The 19,174-nt window shown below is 30.3% G+C and carries 13 protein-coding genes; 4 read left to right on the top strand and 9 right to left on the bottom strand.

Going from position 1 to position 19,174, the window contains the following annotated elements; translation table 11 throughout:
- Nucleotides 1-6: 6 nt before the first annotated feature.
- Complete coding sequence (gene sdaAB, locus CLOBL_RS03240; protein WP_077857700.1) at nucleotides 7-684, bottom strand: L-serine ammonia-lyase, iron-sulfur-dependent subunit beta; 678 nt, start codon at nucleotides 682-684, stop codon at nucleotides 7-9.
- A 325-nt stretch (nucleotides 685-1,009) separates the two neighbouring features.
- On the opposite strand from sdaAB, the gene CLOBL_RS03235 reads away from it, so the two are divergent.
- Nucleotides 1,010-2,014, top strand: a complete 1,005-nt coding sequence (locus CLOBL_RS03235; RefSeq protein ID WP_077857699.1) for a LacI family DNA-binding transcriptional regulator — start codon at nucleotides 1,010-1,012, stop codon at nucleotides 2,012-2,014.
- 66 nt (nucleotides 2,015-2,080) lie between these two features.
- Here CLOBL_RS03235 and CLOBL_RS03230 read toward each other — a convergent pair whose 3' ends face one another.
- From CLOBL_RS03230 to CLOBL_RS03205, 6 genes are all read right to left on the bottom strand, one after another.
- Nucleotides 2,081-4,168 carry a beta-galactosidase gene (locus CLOBL_RS03230; RefSeq protein WP_077857698.1) on the bottom strand — a complete coding sequence of 696 codons (2,088 nt, stop codon included), beginning with the start codon at nucleotides 4,166-4,168 and terminating at the stop codon, nucleotides 2,081-2,083.
- Between the two features lie 106 nt (nucleotides 4,169-4,274).
- Nucleotides 4,275-5,108: a carbohydrate ABC transporter permease gene (locus tag CLOBL_RS03225; RefSeq protein WP_077857697.1), complete on the bottom strand. Its 834-nt coding sequence runs from the start codon at nucleotides 5,106-5,108 to the stop codon at nucleotides 4,275-4,277.
- Nucleotides 5,098-5,994: a sugar ABC transporter permease gene (locus CLOBL_RS03220; protein ID WP_077857696.1), complete on the bottom strand. Its 897-nt coding sequence runs from the start codon at nucleotides 5,992-5,994 to the stop codon at nucleotides 5,098-5,100. Before CLOBL_RS03220 ends, CLOBL_RS03225 begins: the two co-directional genes overlap by 11 nt.
- 106 nt (nucleotides 5,995-6,100) lie before the next feature.
- Nucleotides 6,101-7,411 (bottom strand): extracellular solute-binding protein, encoded by a 1,311-nt coding sequence (locus CLOBL_RS03215; RefSeq protein WP_077857695.1) that lies wholly within the window; start codon nucleotides 7,409-7,411, stop codon nucleotides 6,101-6,103.
- A gap of 329 nt (nucleotides 7,412-7,740) precedes the next feature.
- Complete coding sequence (locus CLOBL_RS03210) at nucleotides 7,741-9,555, bottom strand: histidine kinase (protein WP_077857694.1); 1,815 nt, start codon at nucleotides 9,553-9,555, stop codon at nucleotides 7,741-7,743.
- 65 nt (nucleotides 9,556-9,620) lie between these two features.
- On the bottom strand, nucleotides 9,621-11,165 hold the full coding sequence (locus tag CLOBL_RS03205) for a response regulator (protein ID WP_077857693.1): 1,545 nt from the start codon (nucleotides 11,163-11,165) through the stop codon (nucleotides 9,621-9,623).
- Nucleotides 11,166-11,454: 289 nt separating this feature from the next.
- Between CLOBL_RS03205 and CLOBL_RS03200 the strand changes: the two genes are divergently transcribed.
- The 3 genes from CLOBL_RS03200 (at nucleotide 11,455) to CLOBL_RS03190 (ending at nucleotide 17,472) form a co-directional block, all read left to right on the top strand.
- Complete coding sequence (locus CLOBL_RS03200; RefSeq protein WP_077857692.1) at nucleotides 11,455-14,478, top strand: glycoside hydrolase family 2 TIM barrel-domain containing protein; 3,024 nt, start codon at nucleotides 11,455-11,457, stop codon at nucleotides 14,476-14,478.
- Between the two features lie 184 nt (nucleotides 14,479-14,662).
- Nucleotides 14,663-15,259, top strand: a complete 597-nt coding sequence (locus CLOBL_RS03195) for a maltose acetyltransferase domain-containing protein (RefSeq protein WP_077857691.1) — start codon at nucleotides 14,663-14,665, stop codon at nucleotides 15,257-15,259.
- 23 nt (nucleotides 15,260-15,282) lie between these two features.
- The gene (locus tag CLOBL_RS03190) at nucleotides 15,283-17,472 is read left to right on the top strand and encodes an alpha-galactosidase (RefSeq protein WP_077857690.1); all 2,190 of its coding nucleotides are present in this window, start codon (nucleotides 15,283-15,285) and stop codon (nucleotides 17,470-17,472) included.
- 86 nt (nucleotides 17,473-17,558) lie between these two features.
- Here CLOBL_RS03190 and CLOBL_RS03185 read toward each other — a convergent pair whose 3' ends face one another.
- Together CLOBL_RS03185 and CLOBL_RS03180 are read right to left on the bottom strand one after the other, a co-directional pair.
- On the bottom strand, nucleotides 17,559-17,909 hold the full coding sequence (locus CLOBL_RS03185; RefSeq protein ID WP_077857689.1) for a DUF1667 domain-containing protein: 351 nt from the start codon (nucleotides 17,907-17,909) through the stop codon (nucleotides 17,559-17,561).
- 1 nt (nucleotide 17,910) lies between these two features.
- A complete protein-coding gene (locus CLOBL_RS03180; RefSeq protein ID WP_077857688.1) occupies nucleotides 17,911-19,164 on the bottom strand; it encodes an FAD-dependent oxidoreductase in 1,254 nt (417 codons plus the stop codon).
- Between the last annotated feature and the right edge of the window lie 10 nt (nucleotides 19,165-19,174).

Here is a 19,174-nt window from a genome sequence, read left to right as displayed (position 1 = left end):
TAACTCTTAACTGTTCCTAGCTGGACTTATTGAAATTGCATTATAAACCAGTTCTATATTTTTAATTTTTTGCATTAGTTCATCGTTTACCTTATTATCCATTTCAAAAATCATTGTAGCTTCTTTACCTTTGTGATTCCTAAAAACTCTCATAAATGCTACATTTATATTTTCACTATAAAGAATACTCGTAACACTACTAATAACTCCTGGAACATCTTTATGATCTATTATTAAAGTTTCATACATTCCAGAGAAATCAACTTCATTACCATTTACCTCTATAATTTGAATACTTCCTCCACCAATAGATGATCCCATAACTTCACAATGTCTATCATCTTTTGTCCTCATAATAAATTTTACTGTGTTAGGATGAACATCCCCCAAATCAGCTTCTTTAAACAAAAACTCAATCCCTTTTTCTTTTGCAAGCTCCATTGAATTTCTAAGTCTTTCATCACTTGGTTCCATGCCTAATATACCTGCAACTAATGCTCTATCAGTTCCATGACCTTTATAGGTTTGGGCAAAAGATCCATGTAATAGGAAAGTCACTTCTGCTATCTCTCCATCAGCTATACTTCTTGCAACTTTTCCAAGTCTTGCTGCACCAGCTGTATGCGAACTTGATGGACCTATCATAATCGGCCCTATAATATCAAAAACTCCTATACCTTTCATATTGCTCCTCTTTCTTACAACTTTTATATAAGTCTATCCTTAGTTTATATATTTTTTATATTAATTAAACCACAATATGACTAATTTTAGTATATAAAATTATCTATTCATATTACAATTTTTATTTTTAATTACAATCAATAATTAATTTTACTACCATTAACTCTCTTTTCCCTAGCTTAATTATCTGTTAAGTTCAATAATATGTAAAATAAATAGAAAGTGTAAACATGCATTAATAAAATATTGATGAAGAATAAATACTCAGCTATACTATTATTGTTAGTTGCTTAAATTAACTAAAACACAATAGGGAGGAATTTCATTGGCTACTATAAAGGAAATTGCATCTCTTGCAGATGTTTCTATGTCAACAGTTTCCCGAGTTTTAAATTTTGATGAAACATTAAATGTCAGCAATGCTACAAGAGAAAAAATATTAAAAATTGCAGATGAACTTGAATATGTTCCATTGAAAGCAAAAAGAATTAAAAGCAAAACTTATAAAGATATAGGTATTATTTACTGGTACAATTATGAAGAAGAGTTAGAAGATCCATACTATTTATCAATAAGGCTAGCTGCTGAAAAAAAATGTTATGAAAATAATCTCAATTTAATTAAATTAACAGAAAATAGCAGCCTGGATGACATTAGCAAAGTCAATGGAATAATCGCAATTGGTAAATTTAATTCTACTACTATAGATAACTTATTCAGTGCTAACGACAATATTGTTTTCGTGGATTTTTCTCCAGATGAAATTAAATTTGATTCTGTAATGGCTGATGTTGGCAAAGCAACAACAGAAATACTAAGATATCTCTATGACCTTGGCCATAGAAAAATTGGTTTTATTGGAGGTAAAGATCTTGAAAACCTTTCATTAAAAAATTCATATACTGATGAACGATCAATTAAATATAAAGAATTCATGATAGAAAAAGGTATTTTTAATCAAAATTACATATATAGCACAGATAAATTTACTTTTAAAACTGGATACAATCTCATGTTAAAAGCACTAAAGACGAAAAACAGACCAACAGCATTTTTTATCAGTAATGATACAATGGCTATCGGTGCATATAAAGCAATTTCCGAATCTAATTTATCAGTGCCTGATGATATAAGTATCGTTGGTTTCAATGATCAACCAAGTGCACAATATATGATTCCAGCTTTAACAACTGTACGAATTCCATGTGAATACTTAGGAAGTGCCGCTGTCGATTTATTACTTGAAAACCTTAACTGTAGCAGAGATTACAATAAAAAAGTTATTATACCAACTGAATTTAAAATAAGAGAAAGCTGCAAAAAAATATAATTATAAAAAAGCCTATGTAACTTGACAGATATACAAGATACATAGACTATTTTATAATTTCTAAAATTAAATTTGTTGTTTCAATATTTTAAATCCATATTTATTTAATTCAATTTCACCACTTACATCCTCTTCTAAAACCATATCTATATAGTCTTCTTTTCTTAATGATATTTTTTTCTCTTCTTCATTAAAGTTCATAATGAATATATATCTATTATCTTTGTTATGTCGCACTTGAGCTGTAACACCTTTAGGTAATTTTCCATCAATAGCACTCTTAATATTTAAATCTTTGATTAACTTTGAATAAAAATCATTATTGAAATCTGCTCCTGCCCTTGTTGCTATATAATATGTTTTTCCCTTTCCATAATCATTAACTGTTAATGCAGGCATGCCCGCATAAAAATCATTCTTATATGTGCCGAGAACTTTTGCAGTTTCTACATGAATTAAATCACAATAATCCTTTACTTCATAACTTTCTTTTAAGTCATCTATTTTAGAATTATTAATCTCTACATAATTTAATTCATTATCATATAGTGAATCTATCTCTTCTGACCAAATTCCAGTAACTTCTCTTAGTGGCCCTGGAAAACCTCCTAAAAAGCAAAGATCATTTTCATCCACAATTCCACTAAAGTAAGTAGTTACAAAAGTTCCTCCTTGTTTCACAAATTCGTTAATTCTATCAGCTACATTTGATCGCACCATATAGAGCATTGGCGCTATTACAAGCTTATATTTTGAAATATCACATTCCATATTAATTACATCCACTGAAATGCCGTTCTCCCAGAATACTTTATAAGTAGCTTTGCAGCTCTCTTCATAACCTTTTTTATACTTTTTTAAACCTTGAGTATCATCAATTGCCCATCTATTTTCAATATCATATATTATAGCTACCTCTGATTCTTTTATTGAGCCTTGAATTTCTTTTATCTTATTTAATGTTTCACCAACTTGTGTTACTTCTCTAAATACTCTAGTATTTTCGTGTCCACAGTGATCTACTACAGCCCCATGAAATTTTTCTGATGCTCCTCTCCCCTTTCTCCATTGGAAGTACAACACCGAATCTGCTCCATGAGCTATCCCTTGAATTGATGCTAACAAATGCATCCCAGGTCGCTTTAATTTATTAATGTCATGCCAATTTACTAGACTAGGAGTGCTTTCCATGACCAAGAATGGCTGTCCACCCTTTAATGATCTATATATATCATGTACAAAACTTACATTTGCCGCTAAGTCTGAAGTACTTTCAAAATCATTATGCCATGCAGGATAATTATCCCAAGAGACTACATCTACTTCTCTTGCAAATTTAAAGTAATCAAGTCCTGTGAATAATCCCATATGAGGATAATTGCCCATAAAATTAGCCGTTACAGGAATATTAGGAGTTATCCTTCTGATAGGAGCAATTTCATTTTTATAAAACTCTATGGTTTGATCTGTAACAAACCTTTTCCAATCCAAATTATGTCCATGCACAAACATTTCCCCTTTTTCTGACGGACTTTCTATTTGTGACCAATTAGTAAATTTGTGACTCCAAAATCCTGTCCACCAAGCTTCATTTAGCTTTTCTAAATTATTTTCATACTTTTTCTTAAGCCAACTTCTAAAAGCATTCTGGCAAAGTTCACAATGGCATTCGCCTCCATATTCATTAGAAATATGCCACATTATTAAAGCTGGATGATCTTTATACCTATTAGCTAACATTTCATTGATTTCATAAGTTTTTTTTCTGTATACAGGTGATGTAAAGCAGTGATTATGCCTCTGTCCATGAAGATTTTTGCTTCTATCACTGTTAACTCTTAAAACTTCTGGATATTTTTCTGACATCCAGGCAGGTCTTGCACCACTTGGAGTAGCTAAAATTACATGAATATTATTTTTTGCCATATCATCCATGATTTTATCCAGCCATTCAAAGGTATACTTACCCTCTTCAGGCTCTATTGCACTCCATCCAAATATATTTATGGAAACACAATTGCAATTTGCAAGCTTCATAAGTCTTACATCTTCTTTTAATATTTCAGGATAGTTTAGCCATTGATCTGGGTTGTAATCACCGCCATGTAAAAATCCATTAATTTTACTATTAGATACTTGGAATTCTTTACTCATAAGTCTTCCTCCAATATTATATAAACATTTTTATTCTATTTAAATTCTGGTAGTTATAAAAAGCTTAGCTGTAATTTCATGCTTGTACAGTAAATCTAATTTAATACTATTTTATTGATCCAGTCATTCCTGCTACAAAATGCTTTTGCATTACAAAAAATACAAATGCAGTTGGTAAAGTTGTAATTACTATGGCCATCATAATTAGACCATAATCAGGTGAATAACTTGATGCTAATTTCGAAATTATAAGTAAGACAGTTTTCTTATCTGGTGACTGTAATGCAATTAATGGCCATAAATACGCATTCCATGCACCCATAAATGTAATAATTGCTGCTGCTGCATAAGTTGTTTTCATAGTTGGGAAAAATATTTTAAAGAAAATTCCCATTTCACCTAATCCATCAATTCTTGCTGCTTCTAAAACCTCTTTAGGAAACGATTTAGTATTTTGTCTAAAGAAAAAAATTAAGAATGCGGTACAAAAACTTGGTAAAACTACAGCCCATATTGTGTTTAGTCCTAAAAAACCTAATGGTGAATTTTTTATGCCTGCAAAAAACTTAAATAGTGGAATCATTAAAGCAGAAAATGGAATCATCATTGATAAAAGTAAAATGTTAAATACTCTATCTCTAGTTTTCGATCTGAATATTTCAAAACCATAACCAGCTACAGATGAAATTAATAACGCAAATATGGTAGTTAAAATTGCAATTTCTGCTGAATTAATTAATGAAGTGACAAATCCCAAATCTGGCTTCAAAAGATTATTTAAATTTTCCATAAAACTACTTCCTGGAAACAACCTTCCTCTTGTTACATCAACTGACTTATTAGTAGCACTTATAAGCATCCAGAAAAACGGGAATATTGAAATAAAAGATGCTGCACTTAAAAATGCATACTTTAATATCTTATTAAATTTATTTGTCATTCTTGTCACCTCCTATTTTAAATTGAATTATAGCTAATACTACTACTATAACAACAATAAGATAAGCCACTGCTGTTGCATATCCAAAATCTGGTGTATATGTGAAACATAAATCGTATATATATTTCGAAATGGTAGTTGTTGCATTCGCTGGACCACCTTTCGTAATATTCATAACTTCATCAAATAACTGTAATGTACCAGTTGTTGAAGTAATTGTTGTAAATAAGATTATAGGTTTTAATAATGGTATTGTTATTGCTGTAAATTTCTTAAATGAAGATGCTCCATCAATATCGGCTGCTTCATAAATTGAGTGATCAATATTTTGTAAACCTGATAAATAAAATATCATGTTATAACCTGTCCATCTCCAAGTTATTGCAATTATTATTAATACTTTCGCCCAAATTGGATGTGTAACCCACTCAATCGGTGTAGAGATAAGATGAATTTCCATAAGTAACTTATTAACTATACCATCTGAAGCAAATATACTCTTAATAATAACTGAATATCCAACCAAAGATGCCACGCAAGGCAAAAAAATTGCTGTCCTAAAAAATCCACTAAATTTTAAAGTTCTATCATTAAGCACTGAGGCAATAATAAGTGCTAAAATAATCATTATCGGAACTTGAACTATCAAATAAATCAAAGTATTTCCAAGCGCTTTAATAAGAGTTGCATCCGAAAACATTCTTACATAATTGCTAAAACCACTAAATTTTAAGTTATTTCCTTTACCTGATTGTAGTGACATTATTAAAGATTCTATCATCGGATAAAATACAAATAATCCAATTAAGACTATGCCTAACGATACGAATAGCCATCCCCATAGGTTTTCCTTACTGTTAAGGCCTGCAACGTTCTTTTGTTTCATTTTTTCAACTCCTTAATATTCATAAAGACTATTTGCTAAATATGTATTCAAATTTTAACAAATAGTCTTCATAAATTTCTATTTTTTTATTATATCTATCTTATTGTTATTTGTTTACAGCAGCTTCTGCCTGGGCTTGAGTCTTTTTAAGAGTTTCGTCTATATCAGCTCCACTAACAATAGCCTGCATTCCTTCTGACATAACACTTTCTAATTGATATGTGTAAAGACCATAGTTTACAGCTGGAACTTTAGTAGTCCAATCTGCCATATCCTTAAATACTTCTTGGTTACCATAGAATGGTACAGGTTTACTATAGTTTTCACTTGTGCTTGCTGATTTTAATGTACTTACTAAACCAATTTTAGGTACTAATTCATTCATTAAATCATTATCAGATGCAAAAGTGCTTGCTAGGAAATCTGCAGCTAAATCCGAATTACCTACTTTATCTAATACATACCAACTACTACCACCACTATTAGATGCATTTACTGATTTTGGATTTGCGCCTAATCTTGGAATAGCTGCTACTGCCCATTTTCCACTTTGATCTTCTGCTTTTTGAATTGAAGAAGAAATCCAGCATCCACTTGGTACAGTTGCAACATCACCTTTTTGGAAGGCTGCTAGAAATGCATCCCATCCAGAAACTTGTTTTGTAATACCTGCATCAACCATTTGTTTGTATATTACAATAGCTTGTTTTAACGCTTCATTACCATCAATATTTACTGTTTTGCCATCTGGTTTTACATACCAAGAACCAGCTGACTGCATCATAATTCTAAGTTGATTTAAATCACTTGGATCAATTGTAAGCATTGCTTTTCCAGTTTTAGCTTTTACAGCTTTACCTATTTCAATATACTTTTCCCAAGTAAGATTTTGCATATCTTCTTTTGTATATCCAGCCTGTTCTATTAGGTCTGTTCTATAAAACAAAGCCGCTACCCCACTATCAAATGGGACTCCATAAAGCTTGTTCCCCTGCATCATGCTATTTAATTTGAAATCTGCAAATTTTGATTTATCTACTTTATCACTTAAATCTTTAATTTCACCTGGATAAGATTGTAAATAATTTTGAATTCTATAATCTTCTATTGATACAACATTAGGCAATCCATCATAGGTTCCTGAAGATAGAGATGTATTTAACTTTTGTACTATATCATCTTGAGCCATACTTACTACATTAATTGTTACATCAGGATGATCTTTTAAATATCTCTCCTTTGCTGCATTTACTGCTGGAACATTAAAGGTATCATCCCAAGTCCAAACTGTAATTGTCTTGTCATCTTTTCCTTTACTTGATGTTGAGTTTCCTCCTGATGTTGATGAGCCGCATGCCATTAAACTAAATGCCATCATGCCTGTTATGACTACTGCCATAATCTTTTTTAGTTTCATAAACTTTTCCCCCTTGAAAATTTAATCTGTTCATGAGTAATTTTCCTGTTTATGGTTACATTATAGCATTTCGCCCTTTGTAAACGTTATGATAAAATTAACAGCATTTTGTTATAATTTTATAATTTAAAATTATGTTACTTGTTATTTTTTTATATTTTTGTACTTTTTTAATATTATCTTTATAGGTTAAATAAATAAAAATAATTAAAGGAATTAAAATATATAAACTTTATCGTATTTCAATTCCTTTAATTTAGGAATATCAAAATAACAAATAAATTTAACTACTTATTTTGTATTGTATTAATCAATATTCATTATTGTACTTATTCACTATCACTTTCATAAGTCTCATTAAATTCCTTTTGAGCTGGAATTCTTACCTTCACAGTAGTTCCTTTACCTAACTCACTTGTTATTGTAATCCCATATTTTTCTCCATATATGAGCTTAATCCTATCATTAACATTATTGATTCCAATACTAGTAAAATGTTCATGCTTTTTAGAAGTTTTTTTAAATAAATATTTTAATTCTTTACTTCCTATTCCAACTCCATTATCTATAATTTCACAAATTAAGATTCCCTCTTGTTCATTTACAAATACATGTATTGAACCATTATCCTTATCTGCAAAACCATGAAAAAAAGCATTTTCAATCAATGGTTGAAATAATAATTTAGGAACAATATACTCTTCACAATTTGGCATTATAAAAAAATTAACATTGATATTATCACCGTAACGAATATGATTTATCAAAACATAATTTTTTAAATTTTCTATTTCCTGCTCTATCGATATCATTTCATTTTTATTGCTGATTGTGTTTTGTAAAAGAGAAATAAAAGCATCTATTGTTCCAGTAGACTTTTCTATATTTCCTTGCCACATAAGCCACTTTATCGAAGATAATGTATTATATATAAAATGAGGATTAATTTGCATCTGCAATGCGTGAATTTCTGCCTTTCTCTTACTTCTTTCCATTTCCATCTGCTTTTTAACATAACTATTCAATCCATCCAGCATATAATTAAATGCTGCTGATAATTCTTGAACTTCATGACTTCCTGCTATAGGAATATGGTTATTAAAATTACCATAAATTATTTTAGGCATAGTTTTGGCAAGTACAGAAATTGGTTTAGTTGTTGTTCGTATTATGAAAAAAGTAATAATAATAAATACAAGTGCAATCATTATGCTAGCTGCCATAATTTCTTTTGAATCATATATTTCATCCAAAACAATATTTTTGTCGATAGTTCCAACTATATTAAAATTGTATGTTGATAAATATTGAGTTAATATTATTGAATCAGAATAATTAATTTTTGTACTGGTAAATTCGAGATTATTATCTAAGTTTTTTTTAGAAATATCATATAGATTTATATCTTTAGTCCCTATTTTAGCTGTTAAATTAGAAGAAACAATAGTACCATCATTAGCTATAATTTCAATGTTATTACCATTTCCAACAAAATGCTCATAGTATTGTTTCAATGTATCTTCACTAATAAGAACATAAACAAAACCATAAGGTTCTTTTGTAAGCTTATCACATAAAACTTTTATTGTTACAAGTGCGCTGGAATACTTTGTTAGATTGGTGAACCCGCGATCTAAATATTGATATGATACCACATTCTTATTTTCTAGTGCTTTTTTTGTAATATCACTATTTAATATCTCCGAAGATTCTACTTCAAGATGATCTCTATTAGTTGTAAACATATTACCATTAATTCCAATAGTTATCACAGAAATATTATCAAAATCTTTTTCAGGCACGACTCTATTTACTAAATTATTTTTCATGTTATAAAGAGTTTTAAAGGTTAGTTGAGGGCCCATTTCTTCTTCTGTCATTGTGAAGTATCTTTGAAAATCTGGAATGTTATTAATTCCATTCATAATATTAATTATTTTATCATTCAATACACCATAATTATTGGCAATTTGAGTCAAGACCTTATAATCAGATCTACTAAATGTGTCAACAAGTATATCTTTTGAAATTTTAATTGTCAACATCCCAATTGAAATGGATACTAAAATTACACTTATAAGCACAACTGAAGCAACTCTAAAGAATAATGTGCTGGATTGAAGATATTTAAAAAACTTTGACATAACTTATGTTCACCTCTTAGCTTAAAACATCCTAAAACCATTATGGATATTTTTTCTTACTTAATCTAATTCTTTTGTTTTGTTTTTCTAAAACTACTTGGAGTGAGCCCGATAAATTTCTTAAAAACCTTGCTAAAATAACTTTGATCTGAATATCCCACCATACTACTAATATCAGCAATAGGAATATCTTGATTTAAAAATTCACAGGCTTTTCGTATTCTTATTTTATTTAAAAATTCACTAAAACCTTCCTCATTATGTGAACTAAAATATGATGATAAGTAATAATAATTGAAATTAAATAATTTTGAAACATAAGACAATGTAAGTGGTTCATTATAATGTTCATAAATATATTGGATTATTTTATTAATCATGTGCGAATTAATTTTGCCTTGATGTTTATCTATAATTTCCTTAAAAGAATTTAATATTAAATCGTAAGATATTATTAAATCTTCTGCATACCTTGCATTATCTATTTTATTAAAACATTCCCGTTTAAGAGAATTTGCTGAGATCTCATCACAATTTAAATATTCTAAAGTAGAAATTAAATTGTAAAAACAATTTTGTATTAAAGCTTTTAATTCGAATTCCATCAAAGACTTATTACTAATAGCTTTATGAATATACTCTGTAAGCATTTCAAAGGCTTTGGAAACTTGTAATATTGAAATCAGCTCTGAAAATCTCTTAAAATTAAATTTATCTATCGAAGAAGCTTTTTGAAATTCTTTTGAATTTAGTAAATGAATATTTCTATTATAGAAATATTGTTGAGTTAATGTTAAAAAATCATTTTCATAGATATCTTTAAGATCTAATATAGAATTAAATTCTTTGCTTATGATAAAAAAGGCTTCATTAAAATTAAGAGAGATCTTTTCAGAGATTTTAGATAATTTATTCATCAAGTTATGGTAGCTTACTTCTTTAAAATTGAGAATTACAAAAATAATATCACTTTCAATATCAACAATTTGTGTTATTAATTCTTTAAACTCCTCCCCATTAATTTCTGCAATAAAACTTTTAATCAACTGTTGACGCCTTTCATAATTAGGACATATTTTCTTTGTATTAATACCAAAAAGACAGAAACACGGATGGAGAAATAACTTATTTAAAGAATCAAGATCAGCATTTATATCATATCCAAGGATTAATCTATTTAATAGATGATTAATATTAATCGAACTCTTAGATGGCAAGTCCACATTTGATATTTTTTTTGCTGCCCGCCTTAAAACTTCAACAAATTCAGCAGGATTTAGTGATGGTTTTAATATATAATCAACTACTCCGTTTTGAAATGAAGACCGTACATATTCAAAATTACTATAGCTGCTTAAAATAAACACTTGTATTTTAGGATATTTTCCTTGAACAATTTTAGTAAATTCAATACCATCTATTTGAGGCATTACAATATCTGAAATTATAATATGAGGCATATCATTTTCAATTATATTCAAAGCTTCCTGACAGCTTGAAGCTTCTCCTATAACCTTAAAGCCTTCTTTTTCCCAGTCTATCATATGTTTAATTCCCTGACGCATGATGAATTCATCATCAACAATTAAAATTTTGCAATATTCCTGCAATAACTTTCACCTCCAATATATTCTTTGATAATGTTTACATTATTATGTTTTATTATATATTATAAAATAATTCTTTTCAATTGAAGAAATCCTCTAAATATTTTTACTAAAGCTTTACTAAAATAAATTGACTTTTTACTAAATGGTTAATAAAATAAAATTGAAAACGATTATAAAATTAATTTCAACTTACAAGCTCATCCTTAAGACTTATAATACAAAAATAGTTCTAAAAGTTGGAATTCATAATATCTGCTCATAGAATAAATATTGAAAGCGAGGTACTTATATGAACTATACTCAACCATCTTTAGAGTGGCTAGAAGATCCTCAAATTTTTAGAGTAAACAGAATAGATGCGCATTCAGATCACTGGTTTTATGAGAAAATTGATCACTTAAAACTAGATGATGACATGCCTCTTAAACAAAATTTAAATGGTAGCTGGAGATTCTCATACAGTGAAAATCCTTCATTAAGAATCAAAGATTTTTATAAGGAAAACTTTGATATTAGCGGCTTTGACTATATTGAAGTGCCTGGACATATTCAACTTCAAGGTTATGACAAATGCCAATATATTAATACTATGTATCCATGGGAAGGTCATGATGAATTAAGACCACCTCATATTTCAAAAACTTATAATCCTGTAGGTAGTTATGTAACTTTTTTTAATATTAAAGAAGATCTTAAAAATAAACAGACTTTTATTTCCTTTCAAGGTGTTGAAACTGCTTTTTACGTCTGGGTTAATGGTGATTTTGTAGGCTATAGTGAAGATACTTTTACACCATCAGAATTTGATATTACCCGCTATTTAAAAGACGGTGAAAATAAACTTGCTGTAGAAGTTTATAAAAGAAGCAGCGCAAGCTGGATTGAAGATCAGGATTTCTGGAGATTTTCTGGAATCTTTAGAGATGTTTACTTATATGCAATACCAGAAACTCATATAAGTGATATCTTTGTTAAGACAGATCTATCAGCATATTTTACTAATGCAAAGCTTAATGCAGCTCTTAAGATGGTTGGAAATGAAAATACAAAAATAAAAGCATATCTTGAAGATGCTACTGGGAATAAAATTGTTGAAGTTAAGGATATTCCTTTTAACAAAGAGCTAACCTTCTCGCTTGATGTTGAAAATGTTAAGTTATGGAGTGCTGAAGAACCAAATTTATATGAACTTTATATAATTGTTGAGAAATCTGATAACTCTTTAGTTGAAGTTATTAAGCAAAAAGTTGGCTTTAGACATTTTGAAATGAAAAATAAAGTTATGTATCTTAATGGAAAAAGAATAGTCTTCAAAGGTGTTAATAGACATGAATTTAGTGCACGCAGTGGTCGCTCTATTACAAAAGAGGACATGCTTTGGGACATTAAATTTATAAAACGACATAATATTAATGCTGTTAGGACTTCTCACTACCCTAACCAAAGCTTATGGTATAAATTATGTGATGAATATGGTGTTTATTTAATAGATGAAACAAATTTAGAAAGTCATGGTTCATGGCAAAAAATGGGGCAATGTGAACCATCATGGAATGTGCCAGGAAATTTACCAGAATGGCAAGCTGCTATCTTAGATCGCGCTGCTTCAATGCTTGAAAGAGATAAAAATCATCCTTCTGTACTTATTTGGTCATGTGGTAATGAATCTTACGCCGGCGAAGATATATTCCAAATGTCTGAATATTTTAGAAGAGCAGATCCTTCCCGACTAGTTCATTATGAAGGTGTGACTCGAAACAGAGATTTTGATAAAACCAGTGATATGGAAAGCAGAATGTATGCAAAAGCTGTTGAAATTGAGGAATATCTTAATAACAATCCTCAAAAACCGTATATTAGCTGTGAATATATGCACTCTATGGGTAACTCTACTGGCGGAATGATAAAATACACAGAACTTGAGGACAAATACTTAATGTATCAAGGTGGATTTATTTGGGACTATGGCGATCAAGCTCTTTATAGAAAATTACCAAGCGGTAAAGAAACTTTATCTTATGGTGGAGATTTTACTGATAGACCATCAGATTATAATTTCTCAGGGAACGGTTTAGTCTACGCAAACAGAGAAGCATCTCCTAAAGCTCAAGAAGTAAAATATTTATATCAAAATATAAAATTATTCCCTGATAAAAACGGAGTTACTATTAAAAATAATAATTTGTTTATAAATGCTGATAAATTTGATTTATATTATAAAGTTGAAAAAGAAGGCGTACTTATAAAAGATGGTATTACAAAAGCTTCTGTTTCAGCTGGTGAAGAAAAATATTTAGGACTACCATTTGGAGATTACAAATGCTCAGAAGAACTTGTATTTACTGTTTCATTAATATTAGCAGAAGATACCCTTTGGGCATCTAAAGGCCACGAGATAGCTTTCGGACAAAAGATTTATGAAAGAAAAGAGGCCATTAAAGTTACCTCTACTCCTACTTTAAAAGTAGTTCATGGTGATGTTAACATTGGTGTTCATGGCAAAGACTTTAAAGTAATTTTCTCAAAACAGGAAGGTGGAATCGTTTCTTTAAGATATAGCGGAAAGGAATTCATTACAAGAACACCAAAAACATATTATTGGAGAGCAACAACTGATAATGACAGAGGAAACAAACATGAGTTTAAATGTGCAGGATGGCTTAGTGCTTCAATTTGCCAAAAATATGTTGATTTTTCAATGGAAGAACAAGTTGATAAAGTTATACTACACTATACTTATGAACTTCCAACAATCCCAACTACAAATGTTAAGATAAATTATGAAGTTACATCTGATAATTCAATTAAAGTAAATATAGCTTATAACGGCGTAGAAGGACTACCTATGCTCCCAGTACTCGGAATGAACTTTAGATTTTTATCAGAATTTAATTCATTCTCATGGTATGGAATGGGACCAGAGGAAAACTACATTGACCGTGCAGAAGGTGCAAAACTAGGCATTTACTCGAGCACACCACTTGAAAACTTATCTAAATACTTAGTTCCGCAAGAATGTGGTAACAGAATTGGTACTAGATGGTTAACTGTTAAAAATGAAAAATGTGAAGGAATTAAATTCTCTTATGAAAAATCACCATTTGAATTTAGTGTTTTACCTTATAACTATATGGAACTTGAAAATGCTCTTCATATAGAAGATTTACCTCCTGTTAACTTTACAAATATAAATATTATAGGAAAACAAATGGGTGTTGGTGGAGATGACAGTTGGGGCGCACCAGTCTTACCTGAGTTTTGCATAGATTCTAGCAAAGATTTAGAATATAGTTTTATAATTTCTAATATATAATTCTGCACTCTAAAATTATATTGCAAACTACCGAAATAAGTAACATTAAGATTAATCTCAATGTAATTGAATATGTTGTGATGAATTTTAAAATATACTCCACATATAAAAAATTATAGCTATATAAATATCGAGCTAAATATAACTGAGTCAAACTCTAAAACATTAAATTGGGGTGATTATTATGACAATAAGAGAAAAAATGAAAAATGGTATGCTATATATTGATGTAGGTGAAGGTCTTGAAGCTGATCGTAGAAAATGTCAAGAATTGTTATATGACTATAATCATACACGACCAAGTGAAGAAATAAGGAGAAAAAATATATTAAAAGAATTATTAGGGGATATAAAAGAACACATTTGGATTGAACCTCCATTTCATGCCGCATACGGTTCAAATATCCACATTGGAGATCATTTTTATGCAAACTTTAATCTTGTAATTGTTGATGATATTGATGTTTATATCGGTGATCATGTTATGATAGCCCCTAATGTAACGATAACCCCTACTGGACATCCAGTTGATCCGACTCTTCGTAAGCCTGGCACTCAATTTTCTATTCCTGTAAGAATCGGCAATAATGTATGGATAGGCTCTAATGCAGTTATTTTACCTGGAGTTACAATAGGCGATAATTCAGTTATAGGTGCTGGAAGTGTAGTTACGCACGATATTCCTAAAAATGTAGTTGCTGTAGGGAATCCATGTCGTGTATTAAGAGAAATCAACGAACGAGATAAAGAATATTATTATAAGAATAAAGAAGTTGAATAATAAAATCTATTACGGAGGATAATATGAGTATTATTTTTGATAACAATACAAAATCATTTCACTTAATAGCTAAAAATACCAGCTACATACTGCAAATTCATGACGAAGGATATCTTGCACATGTTTATTTTGGAAAAAAATTAAGGAATTTTAATTCTAATAATCTATTATCCCTTAAAGAAAGATGTTCCTTTTCTCCAAATCCTAATCCTAATAATTGTGTGCTCTCACTTGACACACTTCCACTTGAATACCCTTCCTATGGAACAAGTGATTTCCGCACGCCAGTCTTTTCAATTCAGCTTGAAAATGGTTCAACTATAACTGATCTTAGATATGAATCTCACAAAATAGCTGATGGGAAAGCAAAATTAGAAGGTCTTCCAGCAACTTACGTTGAAAGTGATGATGAAGCTCAGACATTAGAAATAACCTTATCTGATTCCTTGATTGGCTTAAAAGTAATTTTGTCCTATACCGCTTATGAAAACTTTGATGTTATAACTAGAAATTCAAAATTTTTAAATTGCGGTAATGAAGATTTAAAACTACTAAGAGCTTTAAGTATGAACATTGATTTTAATAATTGTAATTACGATTTTTTACATCTTCACGGTGCCTGGGCAAGAGAAAGAAACATTGAAAGAACTCCTCTATTAGTTGGTACTCAATCAATAGAGAGTAGACGTGGCTCAAGCAGTCATAATCAAAATCCCTTCATTGCATTACTAAGTAAAGATGCTACTGAAGAACACGGAGAAGTATATGGATTTAATCTAGTATATAGTGGCAGCTTCCTTGCACAAGCAGAAGTTGATCAATATAAAACAACTAGGGTTTCTCTAGGTATAAATCCATTTGATTTTTCTTGGCTTCTAAAGCCATCTGAAAGCTTTCAAACACCTGAAGTTGTAATGGTATATTCCTCAAATGGTTTAGGAGAAATGTCTAGAACTTATCATAAACTATACAGAAAAAGACTGTGCAGAGGTGTTTACAGAGATAAAAGCAGGCCTATCCTAATTAATAATTGGGAAGCAACTTATTTTGACTTCAATGCAGAAAAAATCGAGAACCTTGGAAAAATTGCAAAAGATTTAGGTATTGAACTTTTAGTTCTTGATGATGGATGGTTTGGGAAAAGAAATAATTCTAGTTGCTCACTTGGAGATTGGGTCGTTGATAAAAATAAACTTCCTAATGGCTTGAATGACTTAGCTCACCGTATAAATAATTTAAATTTACAATTTGGCTTATGGTTTGAGCCTGAAATGGTATCACCAGATAGTGATTTATATAGAGCTCATCCTGATTGGTGTTTGCATGTTCCTGGAAGATATCGTACTCAAGGAAGAAATCAGCTGGTATTAGATCTTTCCAGAGAAGATGTATGTAATTACATTATTGAAGCCTTATCTAATATTTTAAGTTCTGTTAATATCAGTTATGTAAAATGGGATATGAATAGAAATATGACAGAAATAGGCTCTGCTATGCTTCCTCCGGAGAGACAAAGAGAGACAGCTCATAGGTACATGTTAGGTTTATATAAAATTTACGAAAAGCTTTTAGCAGCTTTTCCAAATGTACTTTTCGAAGGCTGCTCCGGAGGTGGCGGAAGATTTGATGCAGGTATACTATACTATATGCCTCAAATATGGACAAGTGATGATACTGATGCTGTCGAAAGACTAAAGATTCAATACGGAACAAGTATAGTTTATCCACTTAGTACTATGGGCTCTCACGTATCTGCTGTTCCTAATCACCAAGTTTACAGAGATACTTCTCTAAAAATGAGAGGTGATGTTGCAATGCTTGGTAATTTGGGATATGAACTTGATCTTACAAAGTTTAATGATGAGGAAAAAGAAACTGTTAAAAAACAAGTAGAAACCTATAAAGAATTAAGGAAACTCATTCAATTTGGAGACATGTATAGACTTCTTAATCCATTTGAAAGCAATGAAGCTTCTTTTATTGTTGTTTCAGAGGATAAAGCTGAAGCTTTTGTGAGCTATTTTAGAGTTCTTGGAATTCCAAATGAACCAATAAGAAGATTATACTTAAGAGGCTTGGATCCATACAAAAATTATTCAGTTGAAGGCCTCCAGGAAATATTTGGTGGCGATGAACTTATGTATGGAGGTCTTACTATTCCTAATTTACAAGGAGATTACCAAAGTATCACCTGGAGAATAAAATCTAAATAACATTGCCGCGTTAATTGTATCGATAACATCAAGAAAAGACTAATACTTTTTCAGCATTAGTCCTAATCCTTACTGTGCAATTCTAATTATAAAACTACGTTTTTTGTTGCAATAATATTTACACCAGTTTCTAATATATTTTTAATTATAATATCACCTATTTTAACAGGAGCCTTTATTGTTGCTTTGTTGATTTCCTCCATGCATTCTACAATAAGCCCTTTTGGTATTGCCTTTTCGGTTTTAACTGGAACTACTGGTGCTTCTCCGCCAGTAACCTTAACTGTTGAAGTTACTATTCTAACAGGATTTGTAACTTCATTTACTCCATATTCAGCTCCCTTAGGACAGCTATTACCAGTAACAGTTAAACTTTCTTCATCAACTTTTAAATGACATCCCTTAGGACAACTTATACATATTAATTCTCTTTCCATTTTATTCACCGTCCTCTAATGATATTGTAATATCACCTTTAATCTTATCTAGCAGTACCTTACTTAAAACTACTTTTTCCATTTCTGATGGTGCTAAATGAGCTCTCTTAAATTTAGCTATAACTTCCTCACCACTTCTAACTACTAATGCTTTATTGTGATATATATTATTTACTCTCATAAAGATAGTTAATTTATCCTGAACATCATCTATATCAAGTCTTTGTGGTACTGTGTAATTAACATTTGTACCATTTATTATATTAACATATTTATCTTTCTTAAGTTCATTCTTAATATATCTTGCTGCTGAAATACCAGTACGCTTTGATTCTTCTGTTACAAAGTCTACTAAGTCATGAACATGTACTACATTTCCACATGCAAATATTCCATCTGCAGAGGTTTCCATACTTTCACTGACCATTAAACCATTTGTTCTTCTATCCCCTTCAATTCCTGCATTAAATGATATATCATTTTCAGGAATTAATCCAACTGATAACAATAAAGTATCTACATCAAATTCTTTTTCAGTTCCTTTAATTGGTCTTCTATTTTCATCTACTTCAGCTATTATAACTTTTTCAAGTCTTTCTTTTCCAACAATATCTACTACAGTATGAGATAAATATAATGGGATATCATAGTCATTTAAGCATTGAACTATATTTCTATTTAATCCATTTGAATATGGACATAATTCAACGACTGCTTTAACTTTTGCACCTTCAAGAGTCATTCTTCTTGCCATTATAAGACCTATATCTCCTGATCCTAATATAAGAACTTCCTTACCTGGCATATATCCTTCTACATTAATGTATCTTTGAGCTGCACCTGCACTATATACACCTGCTGGTCTATCCCCTGGGATATTAATAGCTCCTCTTGTTCTTTCCCTACAGCCCATTGAAAGAATTACAGCCTCTGCTTGAAGTTCCATATATCCTTCTTCTGAGTTTATAGCATACACCTTTTTATCTTTTGTTATTTCTAATACCATCGTATTAAGTTTAACCTCAATATCTGTATCCTTAACCATATCAATAAATCTGCTTGCATATTCAGGTCCTGTAAGTTCCTCTTTAAATGTATGAAGTCCAAATCCATTATGGATACATTGATTCAAGATTCCACCTAATTCTTTATCTCTTTCTAATATTAATATCTTTTTTATTCCATTGTTATATGCCTCATATGCTGCTGCAAGGCCTGCTGGTCCTCCACCTACTACTATTAATTCATAACTCATAATACTACCT

Origin of the sequence: Clostridium sp. BL-8 (assembly GCF_002006495.1) — a bacterium.
Taxonomy (GTDB): domain Bacteria; phylum Bacillota; class Clostridia; order Clostridiales; family Clostridiaceae; genus Clostridium.
The sequence above is the reverse complement of the archived record's forward strand: the minus strand, read 5'-3'. Positions and strand labels throughout refer to the sequence as shown.